Origin of the sequence: Helicobacter sp. MIT 03-1614 (assembly GCF_000762925.2) — a bacterium.
Lineage (GTDB): Bacteria > Campylobacterota > Campylobacteria > Campylobacterales > Helicobacteraceae > Helicobacter_C > Helicobacter_C hepaticus.
Genome location: NZ_JRMS02000008.1, coordinates 49243 through 68752 on the forward strand (window position 1 = coordinate 49243; position 19510 = coordinate 68752).

Consider the following 19510-nt stretch of genomic DNA (forward strand, 5'->3'; position numbering starts at 1 on the left):
TAATAAATTTGCTTTATAACCAAGTATTTAGGATTATACAAAATAAGATATAATGCCCACCAAAAATGAAAGGTTTTTATGCAAAAAATAATGATTCCGTGCGTGATTTTAGCTGGGGGTAAAAGTTCGCGTTTAGGAGAGGATAAAACGCAAGTCGCTTTTGGGAAGGAAAATCTAAGCCAGTGGGTATTTACGCACTTAAGCAAAATATGTGAAAAAGTATATATTAGCACCAAAGATAAAAAGAAATTCACCTTTGATGCACCATTTTTGATTGAAAGAAGTCGCATTTATGCACCCATCATCGGAATGATAAATGCCTTTGAGAAGCTTAAAACCCAAGAAATACTCTTTGTTAGTGTGGATACGCCTTTTGTGCGTGGAGAGACTTTGCGACAACTCGCAGATTCAAATGCACCTATTACTTACGCACAAAGTGCTGATAAGGCACATTATCTTATTTCTAAATGGCACAAATCTATGCTTGATGCACTTATATGGGCATATAAGTCTAAAAGTTATGCTCTGCACCGCATTATAGAATCTCACCCACATCAAAGCGTCCTTGCAACAGAAAAGGAATGCTTTAATATCAATACAATGGACGATTATTATAATGCCTTAAAACTTTATGAGAATATGGAATAAATTATGGCTGATGAAGAAAAAACCCAAGCCCCATCGGCGCATAAGATTCAAAAGGCTCGTGAAGAGGGCAATGTCAGTAAAAGCCCTGAACTTGCTGGTTTTTTTATTTTGCTTGTAGGGTTAGGTTTGATGTTTTTGCTCATACCTTTTTGGATTGAATGCGCTCAAAGAATCTTTCACCATATTAATAAGCTTATTATACTTGATGTAGATAGGCGTTTATTGGGTAATCTAATGCTAAGTATTGGACTTGAAGTTTTTTTTATGCTCGCACCACTTTTTCTTGTGTTGATGATTACGGGGGTTATTGCAAATATTGCACAATTTGGGTTACTTCTGTCGCCTAAGGCTATTAAACCTAAAATATCTAAAATTAACCCTATAACGGGCATTAAAAATGTTATTTCTCTTAAAAAGATTCTTGATGGCTTTATGATTACATTAAAGGTATTTGTAGCTTTTATTGTCGGGTTTGCTGTGTTTGTAAGTTTTTTTAATGAGCTTCCTAGTGTGTCTATGAGTGGATTGTATGGACAAATTATGTGGTTTAGACAAAAGGCACTTATTCTTATTGGAGTGTTATTAATTTTGTTTTTTATTATGGCAGTAAGTGATTATCTCATTAAACGTTATCAATACATTAAAAGTCTCAAAATGAGCATTAAAGAAGTCAAAGATGAATACAAGCAATATGAGCAAAGCCCGGAGGTGAAGGCTAAGATTCGTCAAATGCAACAAAAAATTGCAAGTAATCGTATGATGCAAGAAATTCCCTCTGCTTCAGTTGTTATTACTAACCCTACACATTATGCTGTGGCATTGCGTTATAGTGAAAAAGAGATTGCTCAAGGTATGCCTCCGATATTAGTGGCAAAAGGCATTGATGAGCTTGCTATACGAATTAAAAGTATAGCAAGGGAATATGATATTAAAATCATTGAGAATCCACCGCTTGCACGCGAACTTTATCGGCAGTTGGATTTAAATCAAGTTATACCTCACGACCTTTTTGCTGCGGTAGGACAGGTGTTAAGTGAGGTAGCATATCTTGAAGAGCGTGAAGGCAAGAAAAAAATGAGTAAGATTCTTGAAATTGCAGGGGAGAAAGTAGCTAAAGAGCGTCAAATATAAGACTTTATGATATAATAAAACCTTATATTCTTTAATTAATCCAAAAAAGGCACGAGTATGGGTAATAAGCGGTTAATATTGGCAAGTCTAGGTATTATGACACTTGTTATTGTGGGGATTATCGCCTTTACTTCTATCATCTTTGAAACACAAGAGCCACGTTTGAATATGCAAGGACAAGATCTTCCAACGCATTGGAATCTTCAAGATGAGATGGTGGTGAAATTTGATGATGAAAGTGGCATTAGGCATTATCGGGTGCAAGTGATATTTGATGGGGAGATTTTGAGTGATGAGAAAGAAATTATTTTAAACAAACCAAAATCTATCAAAATTTCTTTGCCAAAGCCTTCCACTTTGCTTAAAAATGGGGCAACGCTTCAATATAAAATTGCTGTAACAGATTGGAGCAATTCACATTTTTTTAGTGGCAATACTGCCAAAGTTGAGCTCAATCTCGTGGTAGATACGACTCCTCCCAGTGTCATACCTATTGCATCATCGTATCAAATTGCCCGTGGAGGGAGTGCGATTGTAGCATTTGAAATCAAGGATATGGCATTACAAGATGTGCATATTAATAATGGCACTGATGATTTTAAGCTTTTTAAATATCTTGATAATGATATTTATGTAGGGATTATTGCGTGGCCTCTAAAAAATAAATTTTTTAATGCTCAAATTATTGCCACAGACAAAGCAGGCAATATTACAAAACAAAACATTACTCTTATGCGTAATATTAATGTTGCTTATTATCATTCTAATATTAGAATAGAAGAAAGCTTCCTTCAGGGTAAGTTAAACGAACTTCTTGGACGCATTGATAAAAAACTCCATAGGGATTTTAATGATGATGTTGAGCGGTTTGTGTTTTTTAATGAGGATATACGCAAGGAAGATGAAAATAGAATCTTAAAAGCTTGTAATGATTTGATTTCAGATGATGGCTACATTGATGAATCTTTTCGAGCCTTTGTGCCACTTAAGGGCTCAAAACTCGTAGGGAGTTTTGGGGATTATCGCACTTATTATCTCAATAAAAACAAAATTAGTGAAGCTATTCATTTGGGTATTGATGTAGCAAGTGTCAAAAATGCTCCCATTATTGCAAGCAATAAAGGTGTTGTGTTGCTTAAAAGTCGTCTTGGGCTTTATGGCGATACACTTTTAATTTATCACGGATTTGGTGTTTCATCACTTTATTCACATATGTCAGATAGCCACGTTGATGTGAGTGATGAGGTAAATGTAGGGCAACAGATTGGCAACACAGGTATGACAGGTTGGGCATTTGGAGACCATTTGCATTTTAGTATTTTAGTGCAAGGGCATTTTGTTCGTTTAAGTGAGTGGTTAGACCAAAAGTGGGTTGATGATAATATTATTAGTGTTTTAGCTAAAACACGAGCATATTATCAGGCAAAACATTCAGCGCATTAAGAAGTTAGGCAGTATGATTAAAACTCGGCAACATACCTTACGATTGTTTGAATTTGAAGCAGGAGGGAGCGTACAGGAGTATATTGATTTTATTACAAAACACCTCCCTCTTTTGCAACGTCATACACTTGGCTTTAGAGATGAGATTGACCCACAGCTCCAAGCATTCTTACAAGAGCATAATTTAAGTTTTGCTCATTTAAGTGATATGGCGCACATTTATCTCACGCGTAAAGATTCTGACATACCCGCTCAACCTAGTTTTTCTGATGTGCAAACTGCGCATACTTCTTCCCGCACACTTTTTGTTCAGAAGGTTGTCCGCAGTGGCGAGGAAATTTATCATAATGGCGATATTGTAGTGCAATCTCAAGTCAATAGCGGCGCTCGGATTATTGCGGAAGGAAATTTGCTTTTGCTAAGTGAGTGTAGTGGCAGTATAGAATCTCAAGGCGATTATATTATCTGCACCAAGATTCTTGCTCCTGCAATTTTATTTCAAGATGCACTTCTTGATGAACATTTTTTACATAAGATTAACCAAAGCAGTGCATTATTCAAAATAATTTTTAAAAAAGACGATGATATATGCGTAAAGGATTTAGTATGAAGCAAAAGACCATTAAAAATAAAGTTGAGCTTGTAGGGATTGGCTTACATAAAGGTGTGCCTGTAAAAATGGAGCTTGAACCTTTGGAGGTGGATAGCGGTATAGTATTTTATCGTTCTGATTTGGGTGTGAGTATTGAGCTTAAGGCTGAAAATGTCATTGATACTACTATGGCAACCGTCATTGCTAAGGGTGAAGCAAAGATTTCTACCATTGAACATTTGCTTTCCGCTATTCACGCCTATGGCATTGATAATATTAGAATCTCGCTTGATAATGAGGAAGTGCCTATTATGGATGGAAGTGCAATAGGATATTGTATGTTGCTTGAGGAAGCTGGTATTGTTGCACAAAATGCGCCTAAAAAAGCCATCGTAATAAAAAAATCTATTGAGATTGTAGATGAGAAAAAATTTGTGCGTGTTGAGCCAAGTGAGAGGACAATTTTTGATTTTAAAATTGATTTTAATCACCCTGTCATTCGTCAGCAACACTATAAATTCACTTTTAGCACTCAGGCTTATAAAGAAGAAATTGCTCGCGCAAGGACATTTGGCTTTTTACACGAGGTAAATTATTTGCGTTCTAAAGGCTTAGCAAAGGGCGGGGATTTAAGTAATTGTATTGTGCTTGATGAGAGCAGTATTCTCAATAAAGAAGGTTTGCGATACAAAGAAGAATTTGTGCGACATAAAATCCTTGATGCTATTGGTGATATGGCATTGCTTGGTATGCCTTTACTTGGCAGTTATATATCTTTTGCGGGAAGTCATAAGCTTAATCATCTCCTTACAAAACAGATTTTGAGTGATGAAAAGGCTTATGAGGTTGTAAGCCTTGAAGATAAGGTTGAGGAAGCAGCTCTTGATTACGCTTTTTTGCACGAGCAGCATTAACCTTAGCCGTGCGATATTATAAGGCACAATTATATGCGACATATCAGCATTGCCCTTGTGAGTATAGGTTTGCCTATAAAATGTGGGCTTTATGAAAATAATATATTAATTAAAGAAATGGTAAGTGATGATTTGCCCCTTATCGCACTTCCTCGTATCTTTGAATCTTTGCTCCCAACGCCCAAACAAAATGCAATGTATCGTGATACGAAAATAGAATCTATTTATTATGCTAACGGACCCGGAAGTTTTACTGCGCTCAAACTCACGCATATTTTTCTTCATACCCTCGCAATGATATATGATATAAAGCTTTTTGCCACTTCAAGTTTTTATTTTACAAGTGATTCTTATATCAAAGCTTTTGGCACCACTTATTTTTATTGTGATTGTAATGGGAACATTTCTCTTGCCCATAATATAGCTCCCAAAAATGCTTCTCTCTTCCTCCCAAAAACACTTGATATAGCACGATTTCACGCACATACTCAACCCCTTTATATTCTCCCTCCCATTTAGCTCTAATGGATAGAATCAGTGCAGCCCTTGCTTCCGTGAAGATTCTTTAAAAACTAAAGAAAAATCAATTAAAAACACATTATAATTAACTTTTGACTTTATGCTATGGAGTAATCGTGGTTATTTCTGTTCCTGCTACAAGCGCTAATCTTGGACCCGGTTTTGATACTTTGGGTTTAGCACTTAAATTACATAATACTTTTAGTATTACACCCTCAAAGCTAAGCAGTATTCATATTTCTGGAGAAGGCGAAGACCGCCCTAAACTTCGCATAGATAATGTTTTTATTAAAATTTTTAATGAGATTTTGGCTCTTCATAATTATCCTATGCAGCCTTTTAAGTTTAGCTTTCATAATGCTATACCTATATCACGTGGGCTTGGCTCAAGTTCCGCGGTGATTGTAGGTGCGATTGTAGGTGCGTATCACATTATGCAAAAGCCAATCAATAAGTCCGAGATTCTCCAGCTTGCACTTTCTTATGAGAATCACCCAGATAATATTACACCTGCACTCTATGGAGGATTTAATGTAAGTATGCTTGATTCCTCGCTTAAAACAAAAGAGCAAGTTATCAATGTTCAAGCACTCTTGCCTACAGACATTAAAGCCGTAGTAGTAATTCCCAATGTAGCTATTTCAACGAAATTTTCACGCCGCTCACTTCCTAAGAAGTATAGCACAAAAGATGCAGTATTTAATCTTTCGCACGCTTGTATGTTGAGCGCAGCATTTATCACGCATAAATGGGAACTATTACGTGTTGCTAGTCAGGATAGATTCCATCAAGAATTGCGTATGAAAAATATTCCTGCACTTTTTAATGTGCAAAAGATTGCCCTTGAAAATGGAGCACTTTTATCGACACTCTCTGGAAGTGGTTCGTCATTCTTGAATATTTGTTATTGTGATGATAGTGGGAATTTAGCACATATTTTGCAAAAGCATTTTCCAAAATTTCGTGTGATTGAGCTTGAATTTGACAATATCGGGGCAACCCTGATAGAATCATAGAAACTTTAGGTATAATGCTATGAAACAACCCAAACAAATGCGTATGTGTGTTAAATGTCGCAAGAGATTTTATCAAAAGGAGCTTTTAAGATTGCAAAGTAATGGCTACTCTGTGTGTCAGTTTAGTGGAAGAGGAAGAAGTTTTTATGTATGTGAGGAATGCCTAGGGCAACCTAAAACACTTCAAGTTATCATTAAAATGAATAAATTAAAGCCAAGCGAGCATCACGCTTCAACCTTAAAGGAGATATGGAATCTATGGAAAAAATAAGATTATCAGATTTTGCAAAAGAATTTGGCAAAGAGGCAAAATTTGCTTATGAGAAAGCTAAAGAAATGGGATTAAGCGTAAAAACGCCTTCAAGCTCTTTGACACAGGAGGAGGCTGCTGCACTTTTTGAATATATAAATACGGGTGTGAATTCTTATATCCCTGCAAATAAAACAAAAGATAAAAAAGAGACAAAAAAACCCAAAAAAGCAACCACAAAAACTTCACAAAGTGCTGCAAAAGAAAAAGAGATAAAGAAGACTACCACTACCAAAGCTCCAAAAACTGCTAAAAAAACAACATCAGAAAAACAAAAAGATAAGGGTGAGCAAAATGAGATAGAACAAGATGACGCTCAGTTCCCCGCTCAAGCATCTCAAAGTAAACGTGCTTCAAAAAAAGTAGAATCAAATGATATGACTGCACCTCTTGAAACAAAAGCAAAAGTTGGGCTACGTATTGTGCGCAAAAATGATACTCCACAAGAGCAGCCAAGTATGGTGTCTAAAAAAGATGAAAGCAAAAAGCACGCTCCAAGCTACAAAGAACTTCTTGCTGATACTGCTGATGAGGAATATAAAAGACACAAAAAAGATAAATCAAAACCTAAAGTTGCCACCAAACATACGGACCAAAAAATACATATTTTAGATGATAGGGATATTTCTTTTCATTCAGATTATGATGATGAACAAGATGAAATTATGCTTTTTGATTTAAATGAGCGTGAGGTGCGAGATGAAGAGGAAGAGAATCAGATTCGTCAAGCTATTACTGAACGAGTACATATTCATCGTAAAAATCCGTGGATGAACGAAGGAAGTATCAAACGCGGAGGAAAACGACGCAAACCTATAAAAGCTACAAAAAATGTTGATAAGATAAAAGGTCCTATTTCTATTCCTGAAGAAATTCGTGTATATGAATTTGCAGAACTCATTAAAGCCGAATTAAAAGATGTTATTAAAGTGCTTTTTAATCTTGGTGTAATGGCGACAAAAAATGATTTTTTAGACCGCGATGCGATTGAAATTTTGAGCGATGAATTTGAGCTTGAAATTTCAATCCAAGATGCTCCTGAGCAAAATATTATAGAATCTACTCCCGATACAGATTCTCCATTGCTTGAGCGTCCGCCTGTGGTTACAATTATGGGACACGTTGATCACGGAAAAACTTCACTGCTTGATTATATCCGCAACTCGCGTATAGCAAGTGGTGAGGCTGGAGGGATTACGCAGCATATAGGTGCATATATGGTGGAAAAAAATGGCAAGAAAATTAGCTTTATTGACACGCCCGGACACGAAGCTTTCACACAAATGCGAAGTAGAGGTGCGCAGGTAACTGATATTGCTATTATTGTAATTGCTGCAGATGATGGTGTCAAGCAGCAAACTATTGAAGCTCTTAATCACGCTAAGGCTGCGAATGTCCAAATTATTATCGCAATGAATAAAATGGATAAAGAAAATGCAAATCCAGACAAACTTAAGGCTGAATGCGCTGAAATTGGCTTTACACCTAATGAATGGGGAGGAGAATATGAATTTATTCCTATTTCTGCCAAAAATGGTGATGGTGTAGAGAATTTGCTTGAGACGATTCTTATTCAAGCTGAAGTATTAGAACTTAAAGCATCTCATCAGGGCAGAGCAAAGGCGATTGTGCTTGAGGCAAGTTTGGAAAAGGGACGAGGACCAGTGGCAACTATTATTATGCAACAAGGGATTTTAAATGTTGGGGATTCTGTTGTGGCTGATACGGCTTTTGGGCGAGTACGAGCATTGCTTGATGATAGGGGACAAAATATCTCACAGCTCTCACCCTCTGGGGTGGCAGTAGTTACAGGACTTTCTGAAGTGCCTAGTGCAGGAGCTATCTTTCAGAGTGTTGAAAATGACACTATTGCAAGAGAACACGCGCAAAAACGTGCATTATATTTACGACAAAAGGAATTGAGTAAATCCACCAAAGTTACCTTTGATGAGCTTGGAGAAATGGTTGCTCAAGGCAACCTCAAAACTTTGCCTCTCATTATCAAGGCTGATACTCAAGGCAGTCTTGAAGCGATTAAAGCGAGTTTAGAAAAATTAAGCAATGATGAAGTGCGTATAAATATTATTGGTTTTGGCGTAGGAGGCATTAGTGAGAGTGATATTACACTTTGTGCTACAAGCACAAATAGCTTGATTTTGGGCTTTAATGTCCGCCCTACCGGAAGCGTAAAGGCAAAAGCTAAAGAATTGGGTGTAGAAATTAAGACTTACTCTATTATTTATGCCTTGCTTGATGATATAAAAGCATTGCTTAGCGGGCTTATGTCTCCTATTGTTGAAGAGGAAAATACAGGACAGGCTGAAGTGCGCGAGACGTTTAATATTCCTAAAGTTGGCACGATTGCTGGGTGTATGGTTGTTGATGGAAGCATTCAGCGTGGTATTAAGGTGCGGCTTATCCGTGATGGTGTAGTGGTGCATACAGGTGCTATTAGCTCACTCAAGAGATTTAAAGATGATGCTAAAGAAGTTTCTAAAGGATATGAATGCGGCATTATGCTTGAAAACCATAACGATATTAAAGTGGGCGATGTCTTTGAGACCTATAAAGAAATAACAAAGACAAAGATTCTATAAAATGAGAAATTATAGAATCTTATTAGAGCTGGCTCTAATCTAAACTTTCTAATACCTTTTGTGCGTGTCCTTTGGCACGGACATTATAAAAACTCTCTTTGATGATGCCATCGCGTTCAATTACAAAGGTGCTACGGATAATGCCTTGCACTTCTTTTCCATACATCATTTTTGTGCCATACGCACCATAAGCACTTGCAATACTTTTATCAGTATCGCTAAGGAGCAAGATTTTGAGTGCTTTTTTGTTGATAAAGTTTTGATGACATTTGGGACTATCAGGGCTTATGCCTACTATGATGGTATCTTTTGCTTCAAATTTTTCTAATAGAGTGCTAAATTCTTCTGCTTCAATCGTGCAACCGGGCGTATTGTCTTTGGGATAAAAATATACTACCACGCGTTTTGTGAGCAAATCTTGTAAAGAGATTTCTATCTCATCAGCATTTTTAAGCCTAAATTGTGGTGCTTTATCCCCTTTTTGTAGTTTCATTTTTTCTCCTTAATATTTTAAACAAAATATTACTTAAATTTTTCTACATATGCTTTAATATGTTCTAACACTTGAGGATTTATTTTAAGTTCTAATCTCATCACGCTTAATTTTAAGTTGCTGTGGAGTAGCTTGACTTCATCTTTGCTTGTTATAAGCAAACTTGTAGCATTATATTCTTGCATTGCCTTTTGTAAAGTATCTTTATCAAATTGTGCGTGATCAGCAAGTGTGATTTTCCCTACCACAGAGGGCAAAAATGCATCAAGCCTTGAAGGATTGGCAATAGCCGTGAGCAGCAGCATACGCTCACTTGGAGATTCTATTTGCACCTCTCGCGTATAGTCTATTCCTTCACGCACAATTAAATCCGCTTCTTTAAGGGCATTTGGTAGCTCGCGATAAATCCCACTTGGCAAGCAAAAAGCAAAATAGGGTTTAAGCAATGGTTCAAGCACGATATTGAGCTTGGCAAATTTGAAGCGGAAACCATCGTCTAAAAATATGACTTTTGCGCCTATTTGTTTTGCTTTTTCTATAGCTTGGATTCTATTTTTGCACACAATTACACTTGCATTTTTGAGTTCTCTCGCGATGAGGTAAGGCTCATCTCCAGCCTCTTCTTGTGAGACTTGGATATTGCCCCATTCACTAACGAGAACAAGACCTTTTGATGTGCGTTTATAACCCCTAGATATTACTACCGCACGTTCATACGTTTTTGCCACTTCAATAATAAAAGGGGTTTTGCCACTACCACCAGCAATGAGATTCCCTACACTCACAATAGGTATGCCAAAATCATAGAATCTTGCTAATTTTCGTCTCATAGTAGAACCGATTCCATAAAGCAATGATAAAGGCAAAAGCGCAAAACTCACAAGCTTTTGGGTAAAATTTGGCTGATAAAAATATGCATCAATCCATCGCATACATTCTCCTTAAACTTTATATTCTAATATGGTTGGTTTAGTGCGTTTAAAGGCGTTATTCCATACACGAGTGCTTAGAGATTCTACCATATTGCATTCAAATCCTGCATTTTTAAGTTTTTCTTTGATATGTTCTCGTTCTTTATTTTGTGTAGCTTCAACACCTCCTAGTTTCTCAAATGCTTCTAAGAATGTATCAATGTCCGCATAATTATATCCCAAATCGGTTTCATCACTTTGATTAGCGAATAAATCTGCACTTGGTTTTTTGGCAATAATCTCTTGTGGCACATTAAGTGCTCGCGCGAAAGCAAAAATTTGTGTTTTATATAGCCCACCAATAGGATTTATAGCGTATGCTAAATCTCCAAATATTGTGCCATAACCTAATAGAATCTCACTTTTATTGCTTGTTCCTAATACAAGGGCATTGTCTGCACTTGCGCAATCATAAAGCATAGTCATACGGATTCTTGCGCAAAAATTGCCCATACGCATTTTTTGATTCATATCAAGCTTTTCCATATATTTTCCGCTCAAATCCATACCTTCTTGCTTTGCAAAATTCTCTTGAAATGGGGCAAGCTGGATAATTTTGCTTTCAAGTTCAAGATTATGAGCAAGATTGAAAGCATCATTAAAGTGTTCCTCATTAGAACTAAGAGAGGGCATAAGAAGAGCTCGCACATTTTCGCTCCCTAAGGCTAAAGTAGCCAAAGTAGCCACTACTGCAGAATCTATACCACCACTTAAGCCTAATACTACTTTCTTAAAACCTCGTTCTTGAAGTTGCTTTTGAATAAAATGTATGCAAGGATTCACAAAATGTTTCATTTCTATACCTTAAAATTTTTATCATCTCGTATCGTAATTATAATATACTCTAAAAATAAACAAAAATTTTAACAAGAATAAACAACATTTAAGCCTTTTTTGCATACGATATATAGTTTTTAATACTTCAAATTAGTGAAAGGAGAAAAGATGCAAGACACAAAAAGACGCGATTTTCTAGGAATGGCTCTAGGCGGTGTTGCTGCTGTGGGTGCTGTGGCATCTCTGTATGCAATGAAACGCTCTTGGGACCCGCTACCTAGTGTTGTCTCGGCTGGTTTTACGACATTTGATTTAAGTGCTCTACAAGAAGGAGTGCTTCAAACGGTGGAGTGGAGGGGAAAACCTGTATATATCCTCAAGAAAACTGCTGGAAGTCAAAAAACGCAAGGACGAGATTTTGAAGTTAATGGTGCAGTATATACAGTGGGGATTCAAATCTGCACTCATTTGGGTTGTATTCCTAGCTTTAATCAGGCTGCTCAAGAATTTGCTTGTGCGTGCCACGGGGGGCGATTTGATGCTTCAGGTGTTAATGAAGCTGGCACTCCACCACCTCGCCCTATGGATATTCCACCTTTTAAGATAGATGGGACTAAAATGGTGCTAGGTGAGGAAGGGCAAGAATACAAAGCCTTGCTTGAAGCGAAAAAGGCATAAGGAGAAGATGATGGAAGTGAAAAAAGCTGAAGGCTTGGTAGATTGGCTAGACCAACGCCTTGCTATCAAGAAATTATTGGAAGTGATGATGACAAAATATTGGATTCCAAAAAACATCAACTTCCTATGGGCTATGGGTGTAGTATTACTCACGCTATTCTCATTGCTTGTGGTGTCTGGATTTTTTCTTTTGATGTATTATAAGCCCGATGTAAATTTGGCTTTTGATAGTGTCAATCATACAATTATGAGTGAAGTAGCATTTGGTTGGTTATGGCGGCATATTCACGCAGTAGCTGCGAGTATGATATTTCTTATTATCTACATTCATATGTTTGTAGCCATTTATTATGGTTCATTCAAAAGAGGACGTGAGATGGTATGGATTGGCGGTATGCTCATTTTTGTGCTTTTCTCCGCAGAGGCATTTAGTGGATATATGCTTCCTTGGGGACAGATGAGCTATTGGGCTGCTGCAGTTATTACAAACCTCTTTGGTGGTATTCCTGTGATTGGACCTGATGTTGTTGAATGGGTGCGCGGTAATTTCGTTGTGGCAGATTCTACATTAACAAGATTTTTTATGCTCCACGTATGCCTTTTGCCAATTGTGATTCTTGGTGTAATTGCGCTGCATTTTTATACTTTAAGAATGCCTCACGTGAATAATGAAGATGGAGAGCATATTGATTATGAAACCGAAGCAAAAAAATATGAAGAAGGTAGAAAGAAAGAATCCAAAGTAATACCATTTTGGCCTGTATTTCTCTCTAAAGATATTTTTGTTGTGTGCCTCTTTATGATAGGCTTTTTCTATCTTGTATGTTTCCACTTTGATTTTGCAATGGACCCTATCAATTTTGACCCAGCAAATAATATGAAAACGCCTGCACATATTTATCCTGAGTGGTATTTCTTATGGAGCTATGAAGTATTGCGAGGATTTTTCTTTAGTGCCGACCTCGGTTTAGCTGCTTTTGGTATTGCACAAGTAGCATTTTTATTTTTGCCTTGGCTAGATAGAAGTTCTGTTGTTGCTCCAGCACACAGACGTCCTGGGTATCTCTTGTGGTTTTGTCTTCTTATAGTAGATATGATAGTGCTTACTATCTTTGGTAAGCTTCCACCAGAAGGTGCAAATAACTTTATTGGCTTTGTAGCATCTATTGGATTCTTGTTCCTTGTATTTATTGCATTGCCACTTGTAACATTATTTGAAAATAAGAAAGGAGCACACTAAGATGAAAGAGATTAAGATTCTAGCCATTATTGTGGTAATTGTGGGTGTGCTATATTGGGGTGTAGAGCCTCTTGCTCACGCGACTTTCCACCCTGAAGTTGCAAAAGCTGATTTTGCATTCAAAGATTTAGAGGAAATTGATGTATCCAAAGGCAATGCACAACGTGGTAAAGCGCTTATAGAAGGAAACTGCACAGCTTGCCATACACTTAAAGATGTTGGTATTGCAGGAGGTGAGATGGCGGTATATGTGCGAGATGGTAAAGAAGCAACCATCTTCACACCTGATTTATCTACTGCTGGGGCAATTTATAATGATAAATTTTTAGCAAATCTTATTTTAGACCCTGCGAATGCTCTCCACTTGGCACATAAATTTCCTGATGGTGATTTTCCAATGACGCAGTATTTTGGAGAAGAAGATAGCAAACAAGAAGTTGCTGATATGGTTGCTTATCTCAAATCAGTGGGTTCTATTGCGCTGAAAAAGCAAGTCTTAGAATCTGAAGAGTTCATTGGCAAAAAAGAAAATATTGAAAAGTCAAGTCTCTCTGAAGGACAAAAGCAAAATGAAATTGCCAAGCTTGAAGAAAATCTTACAAACAAAGCAGTTTTTCTCAACGCTTGTTCTCGTTGCCATACTATGAAATATGACAATACTAAAGCTTCAACTTCGCCCGAGAGTTTGAGTGTATATCTTGGTTCTGCTGCTCCTGACCTTTCAACAATGATTCGCAGTAAAGGTGCGCATTATTTGGAGTATTTTATTAATGACCCTCAAAAGGTATCTTATAAGGCTATTCAAGATGCTATCATCAACAAAGAGGGATCGCTTCCGCCTAATGACAAAAGAAGCGAATGGCAAGATGAGCGAGATTATAGTAATCTTGCTAAAGAGCTTGGTGTTATGCCAGTGGGGCTTTCTATGCCACGAGTAGGATTGACACAAGAGGCACAAGAACGTGTTGTTGCTTATATAGAATCTATTGGAGATTCTAAAAAGGAAGAACGTGAAAGCTTAGGCGTGTATATTATGATTTTCTTTGGTGTGATGAGTGTGCTTGCATACCTTTGGAAACGTCGCGTTTGGAGCGAAGTGCATTAATCTTCTTAGTCTTATAACTCCCTCCTATCCAAAGAGGGAGTTTCTTCTTTACTACAATAATTTAAGGGCTGAGGCTCATTCGTATTGCAATGTATTTTTGAAGTAAATACACTTATAGTCGTTGTGCTAGGGTTTAGTATTATCATTTTTTGAGATTTTTTTAAAATGAAAAAATTAGAAGGAACAAAAAATGATAACAATAGACATAAAAATTTAAAAGTAAGCGAGATACTCAAACTTAATCCTCAAAGCTTTAAAGTCGTTTGTGATTTAAGTAGTCCTATTGATACTATTATGAAAATAACGGAGTATTATTCTTATACTTTGTCTTCACAAGATTGTGCAGAGCAAGACACGATTCTTCTTTTTGTAAAAAATCTTAATATTTGTAATTGAGACTTATTTTATAAAGATAGAAAGAAGATTCTCTATTGATGTTTCAATAGAGAATGTAGTGGATTATTTTGCTGAAGCTTCAATTTCAATTTTTACATCAACATTGTCGCTCACCATCGCATTTGCCGTATCAACACCGATGCCAAAATCTTTTCTATTAATTTTGCCATCAAGAGTAAGAGCAACTATATCCTTGCCACTTCTAGGATTTTTCACAGGACCATTAAGCACAACGTCAAAGACTACTTTTTTAGTAATATCTCTCATTGTAAGGTTTGCTTCAAGCTTTTTGCCATTATGTTTGATTAATGATAAAGTAGCTTTAGGAAACTTTTTTGAATCAAAGAAATCAGGTGCATTGAGGTGTTTATCACGTGCTTTGTCATTTGTGTTGATTGAAAGCACTTGCGCTTCACCTTCTAAAGCCTTGATAGTTTTACCCTCAATATCAAGTGTGCCACTAAATTTATCAAGACTCCCTTTGACATTACTGATAGATAAATGTTTTACGCTAAAACCTACCGATGAATGTCCCGCATCAACTATATAAGGCTCTGCCATAAGTGATGTGCTAAAAAGTGCGCTTATTGCACACATAAATGCAAACTTCTTCATAATTACTCCTTTTGTCAGTATAAATAGTAAAGATTCTTAAACCAGAATCTTTGACAAACATAATTTTATCAAAATAAAAATAGAAAATATTAAACAAAATAATACTTACTCTGAACTTAAGCGCACAAAGGAGTATTAAATTTTATGATAAAATACCCTCAGTGTTATATTTATAAAAGGATAACTATGAATCCCTTGCTTGATGCGCATAACCTCACACATCATTTTGAAACTTTGCTTTATGAGAATCTTAGCTTATCAGTTAATGAGGGCGAAAGTATTGCTATTTTGGGCGTAAGCGGTAGCGGTAAATCTACAATTTTAAACAATCTCTCTACTCTGCTTCCTCCAAAAAAAGGACGCGTCTCATTGCTTGGTATTAATGATATTTATGCCCTAAGTGCTAAAGAACAGCTTTCTTTAAGGCGATTGCAGTTAGGTATTGTATTTCAAGCGCATTATCTTTTTCGTGGTTTTAGTGGTATAGAAAATCTCAAGGTAGCTTCAATTCTCTCTGGGGAGAGCATTGATAAAGAAATTTTAGAATCTTTTGATATTGCAAAAGTTGTTCATCAGCCCATAGGACAGCTTAGTGGTGGGCAACAGCAGAGACTTTCTATTGCTCGCGTGCTTACCAAAAAACCAAAGATTATTTTTGCCGATGAACCAACAGGTAACCTTGATAAACAAACTGCTACTCGTGTAATGGAGATTATGTTTGAGTATATCCGCACACATAAAGGTGCGCTTGTTCTTGCTACTCACGATCAGGATATAGCTCAATCTTGCGATAGAATCTATCATCTTTATGATAGAGCTTTACACAGAGTAAAGTAGGGACTAGAATTAAGAAGAAAATGAAGGAATAAATATGCAAGATACAATACATTCACTTGAACAATGGGGCTATATTTTATTATTTATATATTCATTTGGTGGAGGGTATTTGGGGCTAATTACTGCAGGTATAATGAGTGCGCTTGGAAAAATGGATTTATACTTGGCAATTCTTATAGCTTGTATGGGTAATATAGTTGGCAGCTTCTTGCTTGCTTATCTTGCACGTTATCAAAAAAAAGAGCTTCTCACTGCACTCAATAAACATAGACGCAAAATTGCTCTTTCGCAAATTTGGCTTAAGCGCTATGGTTTATGGCTCATCATTTTTAGCAAATATCTCTATGGAATCAAAACACTTGTGCCCCTTGCCATTGGTTTTAGTAGCTTTAATTTGAAACAATTTTTTATTATTAATGCTTTTTCTTGTGTGTTATGGGCAACAATAGTGGGCTTATGTGGATATTATGCAAGCAGTGGCGTTATTGCTTTGCTTGAAAAAATTGATGCACATTCGTATGTTATGCCTTTTGTATTAGCCATACTCGGTATCTTTGTGTATATACTTATAGCTCAAATCTCCAAAAAAGCAAAAAAGAGCCTGTAGTTTATAATAGGGTATTTAGTCATCTTCGCCAAAATATGGATTAGCTAAAACAAAACAGGCTTTACTATGCCCCAATTCACAAGCTTTTTGGTAATATTCTCTTGCCTTTTGTATGTCTTTATTATAATAAATCCCTTGTTTGTAAGAAGCAGCAATGTTATGACAAGCTAAGCCTAAACCTTTTTTGCAAGAATCTTCCCACAATAAAAGAGCCATAGCCTCATCTTTATCTCCGCCTAAACCATTATCAAGGAGGAGTCCTAGATTATAGCACGATTCTTTGTATCCCTCGTTTTCACTTCCTAAATCGCAGCCTTTTTGATAATACATTCGTGCTTTTTTATAATCAGATTTTAAATCATATTTGTATCCAAGCTGATTACAAACATCTGCCCTTACTTCGCAGAGTGCTTCAAGCGAGAGATTATCTTTTTTTAATTGTAAATACACAAATGTTATGATAAATGACACGATTGTAGCAACAAAAAAGCTTATGGCAAAAGACTTAATAAATCTTTTCAAATTCATTTTGATTATTTGAAAAGATTGTTAAGGAGCTTTTGTGCGCCCTCTTTAACTTTATCATCTTTAATATATTTATCAATAGCTTTTTCTGCACCTTTGGTAATAGCTTTGCCTGCTTCAGCTTTAATGAGTTCATTTGCATCAATGCTAATTGTAGGAGATTCAAGGCTATTTCGTGCTTTAAGATAAATATATTTATCTTTGATTTGAAACTTGAAATCGGCATTAATTGTACCCTTGTCTGTATTAATACTCGCACCTTTTGCAAAAATGGCTGTATTATGGCTTTTTAATCCAATATCTGCAGTAATAATATCTTTATCAATAATAGCATCTAATCCCGCATCTTCATAGGCTTCCTTAGTAATATCTGTTTTAAGATATTTTTCTGCAAGTTCGGTAATTTGGTTTGGCATAAGCTTTCCATTGCTTATAACTGCTTTGAGTGTGCCTTTTTGTATAAGTGTATCATAATTGAGATTCCCGTTCATATTAGAGCTAAATACAGGCTTAACTTGTGCCATAGTAAGAAGCTTGAGCGTATTAATATCCTTGAGAGAGGCTGTGAGCTTATTATTATCAAGTTTGGCATCAATGCTGCCACCAAGTGATTGTGTGTTAAAGTCAGCATAAAGCGTGTCTTTGAATTTGGCTATACCTTTTGCTTTAAAATCTCCAGCAAGCTCTATGCCTGTGAGAAATTTAAGTTTTTTAAGATTAGGTATAATAGCTTCATAAGGTGCTTCAAAGGCAACGTTATTAAGGTTAATTTGTGTTTTTGCGAGTTTAACTTGAGCAATATCAGAATCTAAGGTGGAGTTTGCTTCACCTACGCCCTTATCAAGAATTATGTTGGATTTAAGTGTGAAATTCGTATTTGGCATATCCATATCCATTTCTTGTTTCATTACTGCATTATTTGTTGTGCCAGAAAGCGTAAGTGTTGTTTTGGTAGAAATACCTTTATCCAAATCATTTACAAGAGAATCAGCATTAAGATGCATCGTAGCATAACGTGGCATATGAATCATCCATAAAAGTGTGTCAAGGCGAAGATTTTTGATATGAGCCTGCGCAGATTCTGGCGATAAATCTTTAAGTGTAGCTTTATAAAGAGTATTAGAGCTTGCAACATCAGAATTTCCATCAATGTTTAAGAGTTTCATATCACCCTTAATTGTGCCTTTGGTGTTAAAGCTACCGCGTATAGGCATACCTGCTAATGGTGTAAAAGCAGACAAATCACTTAGCTGTACATCATAAGTGCTATCTGTGCTCAATTCTTTGATAAATGTTTGCCCTTTTGAGTGGATATTACCAATATTTGCATTGAAATTAAAGTCGTGGTTGAGTTTGTCCATATCGAAGAGAGCATTGAGGGTGATAAGAAAAGTCGTTTTTGGCACATCTACTTCAAAATCTTTTTTTATAAGCACACTATCTACTAAGCCCTGAGTGATATTTAAAAGTGCATTTCCATTGAAATTCATATTTGTATCGCCTTTAATATCAGCTTCAAGGTTAAGCGAGCCATTTGCATAGGGCTTCATTCCTGCCATAGCGAGAAATTCTTTAATTTGTGCATCTTTAATGTGAGCAAGAATTGAAGTAGGTGTATAATCTTGTAAAAGCACACGAATATCTGTAAAGGATTTTGCGATATCGCTTGTCGTGTTAATTTCAAGGTTATCAAATGAGCCTTTCGCGGTAGTATTGATAACAAATGAACCTTGCAGAGGCGTATCTACCATCTCTCCAAGCACAGAAATATCTTTTGCATCAACCTTGAGTGCAAGGTCAAGTGTTTGAGAAAAAAGTGAGAAATCACCATTGAGTGTTATTTTAATATCATCGTTATGATTGATTTGCACATCTATACTTGAGAATCCAAGTGAGAATGTATCTAAATTAAGCTTAATAGGTGCGTATTTATCAATTTGCCCTTGTATAATGGGCTTAAGCAGAGCATTACCTGGTGGTGTAAAAAGCACGCATAAAATAATCACTATTAATGCAAGAATAACGCCCAGTATCCATAAAATAGTTTTTTTCATTTATTTTCCCCCTTTATCAATGGTGATACAAATTTGTAAAAT

The 19510-nt window shown here is 36.3% G+C and carries 21 protein-coding genes; 15 read left to right on the forward strand and 6 right to left on the reverse strand.

Annotated features, from left to right (window positions below):
• The first annotated feature begins 78 nt into the window (after window positions 1-78).
• From mobA to infB, 9 genes are all read left to right on the forward strand, one after another.
• On the forward strand, window positions 79-648 hold the full coding sequence (gene mobA / locus LS66_RS06900) for a molybdenum cofactor guanylyltransferase MobA (protein ID WP_011115859.1): 570 nt from the start codon (window positions 79-81) through the stop codon (window positions 646-648).
• 3 nt (window positions 649-651) lie between these two features.
• Window positions 652-1779: a flagellar biosynthesis protein FlhB gene (gene flhB, locus LS66_RS06905; RefSeq protein ID WP_011115858.1), complete on the forward strand. Its 1128-nt coding sequence runs from the start codon at window positions 652-654 to the stop codon at window positions 1777-1779.
• Window positions 1780-1836: 57 nt separating this feature from the next.
• Window positions 1837-3222 carry a M23 family metallopeptidase gene (locus LS66_RS06910; protein WP_011115857.1) on the forward strand — a complete coding sequence of 462 codons (1386 nt, stop codon included), beginning with the start codon at window positions 1837-1839 and terminating at the stop codon, window positions 3220-3222.
• Between the two features lie 13 nt (window positions 3223-3235).
• Complete coding sequence (minC, locus tag LS66_RS06915) at window positions 3236-3832, forward strand: septum site-determining protein MinC (protein WP_034364655.1); 597 nt, start codon at window positions 3236-3238, stop codon at window positions 3830-3832.
• The gene (gene lpxC, locus LS66_RS06920) at window positions 3829-4728 is read left to right on the forward strand and encodes a UDP-3-O-acyl-N-acetylglucosamine deacetylase (protein ID WP_034364652.1); all 900 of its coding nucleotides are present in this window, start codon (window positions 3829-3831) and stop codon (window positions 4726-4728) included. Before minC ends, lpxC begins: the two co-directional genes overlap by 4 nt.
• 33 nt (window positions 4729-4761) lie before the next feature.
• Complete coding sequence (locus LS66_RS06925; RefSeq protein ID WP_011115854.1) at window positions 4762-5247, forward strand: hypothetical protein; 486 nt, start codon at window positions 4762-4764, stop codon at window positions 5245-5247.
• Window positions 5248-5363: 116 nt separating this feature from the next.
• On the forward strand, window positions 5364-6263 hold the full coding sequence (gene thrB, locus LS66_RS06930; RefSeq protein WP_011115853.1) for a homoserine kinase: 900 nt from the start codon (window positions 5364-5366) through the stop codon (window positions 6261-6263).
• A gap of 19 nt (window positions 6264-6282) precedes the next feature.
• Window positions 6283-6534 carry a DUF448 domain-containing protein gene (locus LS66_RS06935; protein WP_011115852.1) on the forward strand — a complete coding sequence of 84 codons (252 nt, stop codon included), beginning with the start codon at window positions 6283-6285 and terminating at the stop codon, window positions 6532-6534.
• Complete coding sequence (gene infB / locus LS66_RS06940) at window positions 6522-9170, forward strand: translation initiation factor IF-2 (RefSeq protein ID WP_034364649.1); 2649 nt, start codon at window positions 6522-6524, stop codon at window positions 9168-9170. Before LS66_RS06935 ends, infB begins: the two co-directional genes overlap by 13 nt.
• Before the next feature lie 34 nt (window positions 9171-9204).
• Here infB and bcp read toward each other — a convergent pair whose 3' ends face one another.
• The 3 genes from bcp to LS66_RS06955 are packed head-to-tail and all read right to left on the reverse strand — an operon-like array spanning window position 9205 to window position 11429.
• Window positions 9205-9663, reverse strand: a complete 459-nt coding sequence (gene bcp / locus LS66_RS06945) for a thioredoxin-dependent thiol peroxidase (RefSeq protein ID WP_034364646.1) — start codon at window positions 9661-9663, stop codon at window positions 9205-9207.
• Between the two features lie 29 nt (window positions 9664-9692).
• Window positions 9693-10595, reverse strand: coding sequence for a tetraacyldisaccharide 4'-kinase (locus LS66_RS06950; RefSeq protein ID WP_034364642.1), 903 nt, complete (start codon window positions 10593-10595; stop codon window positions 9693-9695).
• 9 nt (window positions 10596-10604) lie between these two features.
• A complete protein-coding gene (locus LS66_RS06955) occupies window positions 10605-11429 on the reverse strand; it encodes an NAD+ synthase (RefSeq protein WP_034364639.1) in 825 nt (274 codons plus the stop codon).
• Between the two features lie 150 nt (window positions 11430-11579).
• Here LS66_RS06955 and petA point away from each other — a divergent pair, with 150 nt between their 5' ends.
• From petA to LS66_RS06975, 4 genes are all read left to right on the forward strand, one after another.
• Entirely contained in the window at window positions 11580-12089 is a 510-nt protein-coding gene (gene petA, locus LS66_RS06960) for a ubiquinol-cytochrome c reductase iron-sulfur subunit (protein ID WP_011115847.1), read from the forward strand.
• Between the two features lie 7 nt (window positions 12090-12096).
• Entirely contained in the window at window positions 12097-13329 is a 1233-nt protein-coding gene (locus LS66_RS06965) for a cytochrome bc complex cytochrome b subunit (RefSeq protein WP_201273670.1), read from the forward strand.
• A 1-nt stretch (window position 13330) separates the two neighbouring features.
• Window positions 13331-14434, forward strand: coding sequence for a c-type cytochrome (locus tag LS66_RS06970; protein ID WP_034364633.1), 1104 nt, complete (start codon window positions 13331-13333; stop codon window positions 14432-14434).
• A 165-nt stretch (window positions 14435-14599) separates the two neighbouring features.
• Window positions 14600-14830: a hypothetical protein gene (locus LS66_RS06975; RefSeq protein WP_034364631.1), complete on the forward strand. Its 231-nt coding sequence runs from the start codon at window positions 14600-14602 to the stop codon at window positions 14828-14830.
• Window positions 14831-14893: 63 nt separating this feature from the next.
• On the opposite strand, the gene LS66_RS06980 is transcribed toward LS66_RS06975, so the two are convergent.
• A complete protein-coding gene (locus LS66_RS06980; RefSeq protein WP_034364628.1) occupies window positions 14894-15445 on the reverse strand; it encodes a YceI family protein in 552 nt (183 codons plus the stop codon).
• A 186-nt stretch (window positions 15446-15631) separates the two neighbouring features.
• Here LS66_RS06980 and LS66_RS06985 point away from each other — a divergent pair, with 186 nt between their 5' ends.
• Together LS66_RS06985 and LS66_RS06990 are read left to right on the forward strand one after the other, a co-directional pair.
• On the forward strand, window positions 15632-16282 hold the full coding sequence (locus tag LS66_RS06985) for an ABC transporter ATP-binding protein (protein ID WP_034364625.1): 651 nt from the start codon (window positions 15632-15634) through the stop codon (window positions 16280-16282).
• A 34-nt stretch (window positions 16283-16316) separates the two neighbouring features.
• Window positions 16317-16889 (forward strand): DedA family protein, encoded by a 573-nt coding sequence (locus tag LS66_RS06990; protein WP_034364622.1) that lies wholly within the window; start codon window positions 16317-16319, stop codon window positions 16887-16889.
• Between the two features lie 15 nt (window positions 16890-16904).
• Here the strand turns inward: LS66_RS06990 and LS66_RS06995 are convergent, their stop codons facing one another.
• Together LS66_RS06995 and LS66_RS07000 are read right to left on the reverse strand one after the other, a co-directional pair.
• Window positions 16905-17417, reverse strand: a complete 513-nt coding sequence (locus tag LS66_RS06995; RefSeq protein WP_052057234.1) for a tetratricopeptide repeat protein — start codon at window positions 17415-17417, stop codon at window positions 16905-16907.
• A gap of 5 nt (window positions 17418-17422) precedes the next feature.
• Window positions 17423-19468, reverse strand: a complete 2046-nt coding sequence (locus LS66_RS07000; protein WP_034364618.1) for a hypothetical protein — start codon at window positions 19466-19468, stop codon at window positions 17423-17425.
• Window positions 19469-19510 lie beyond the last annotated feature (42 nt).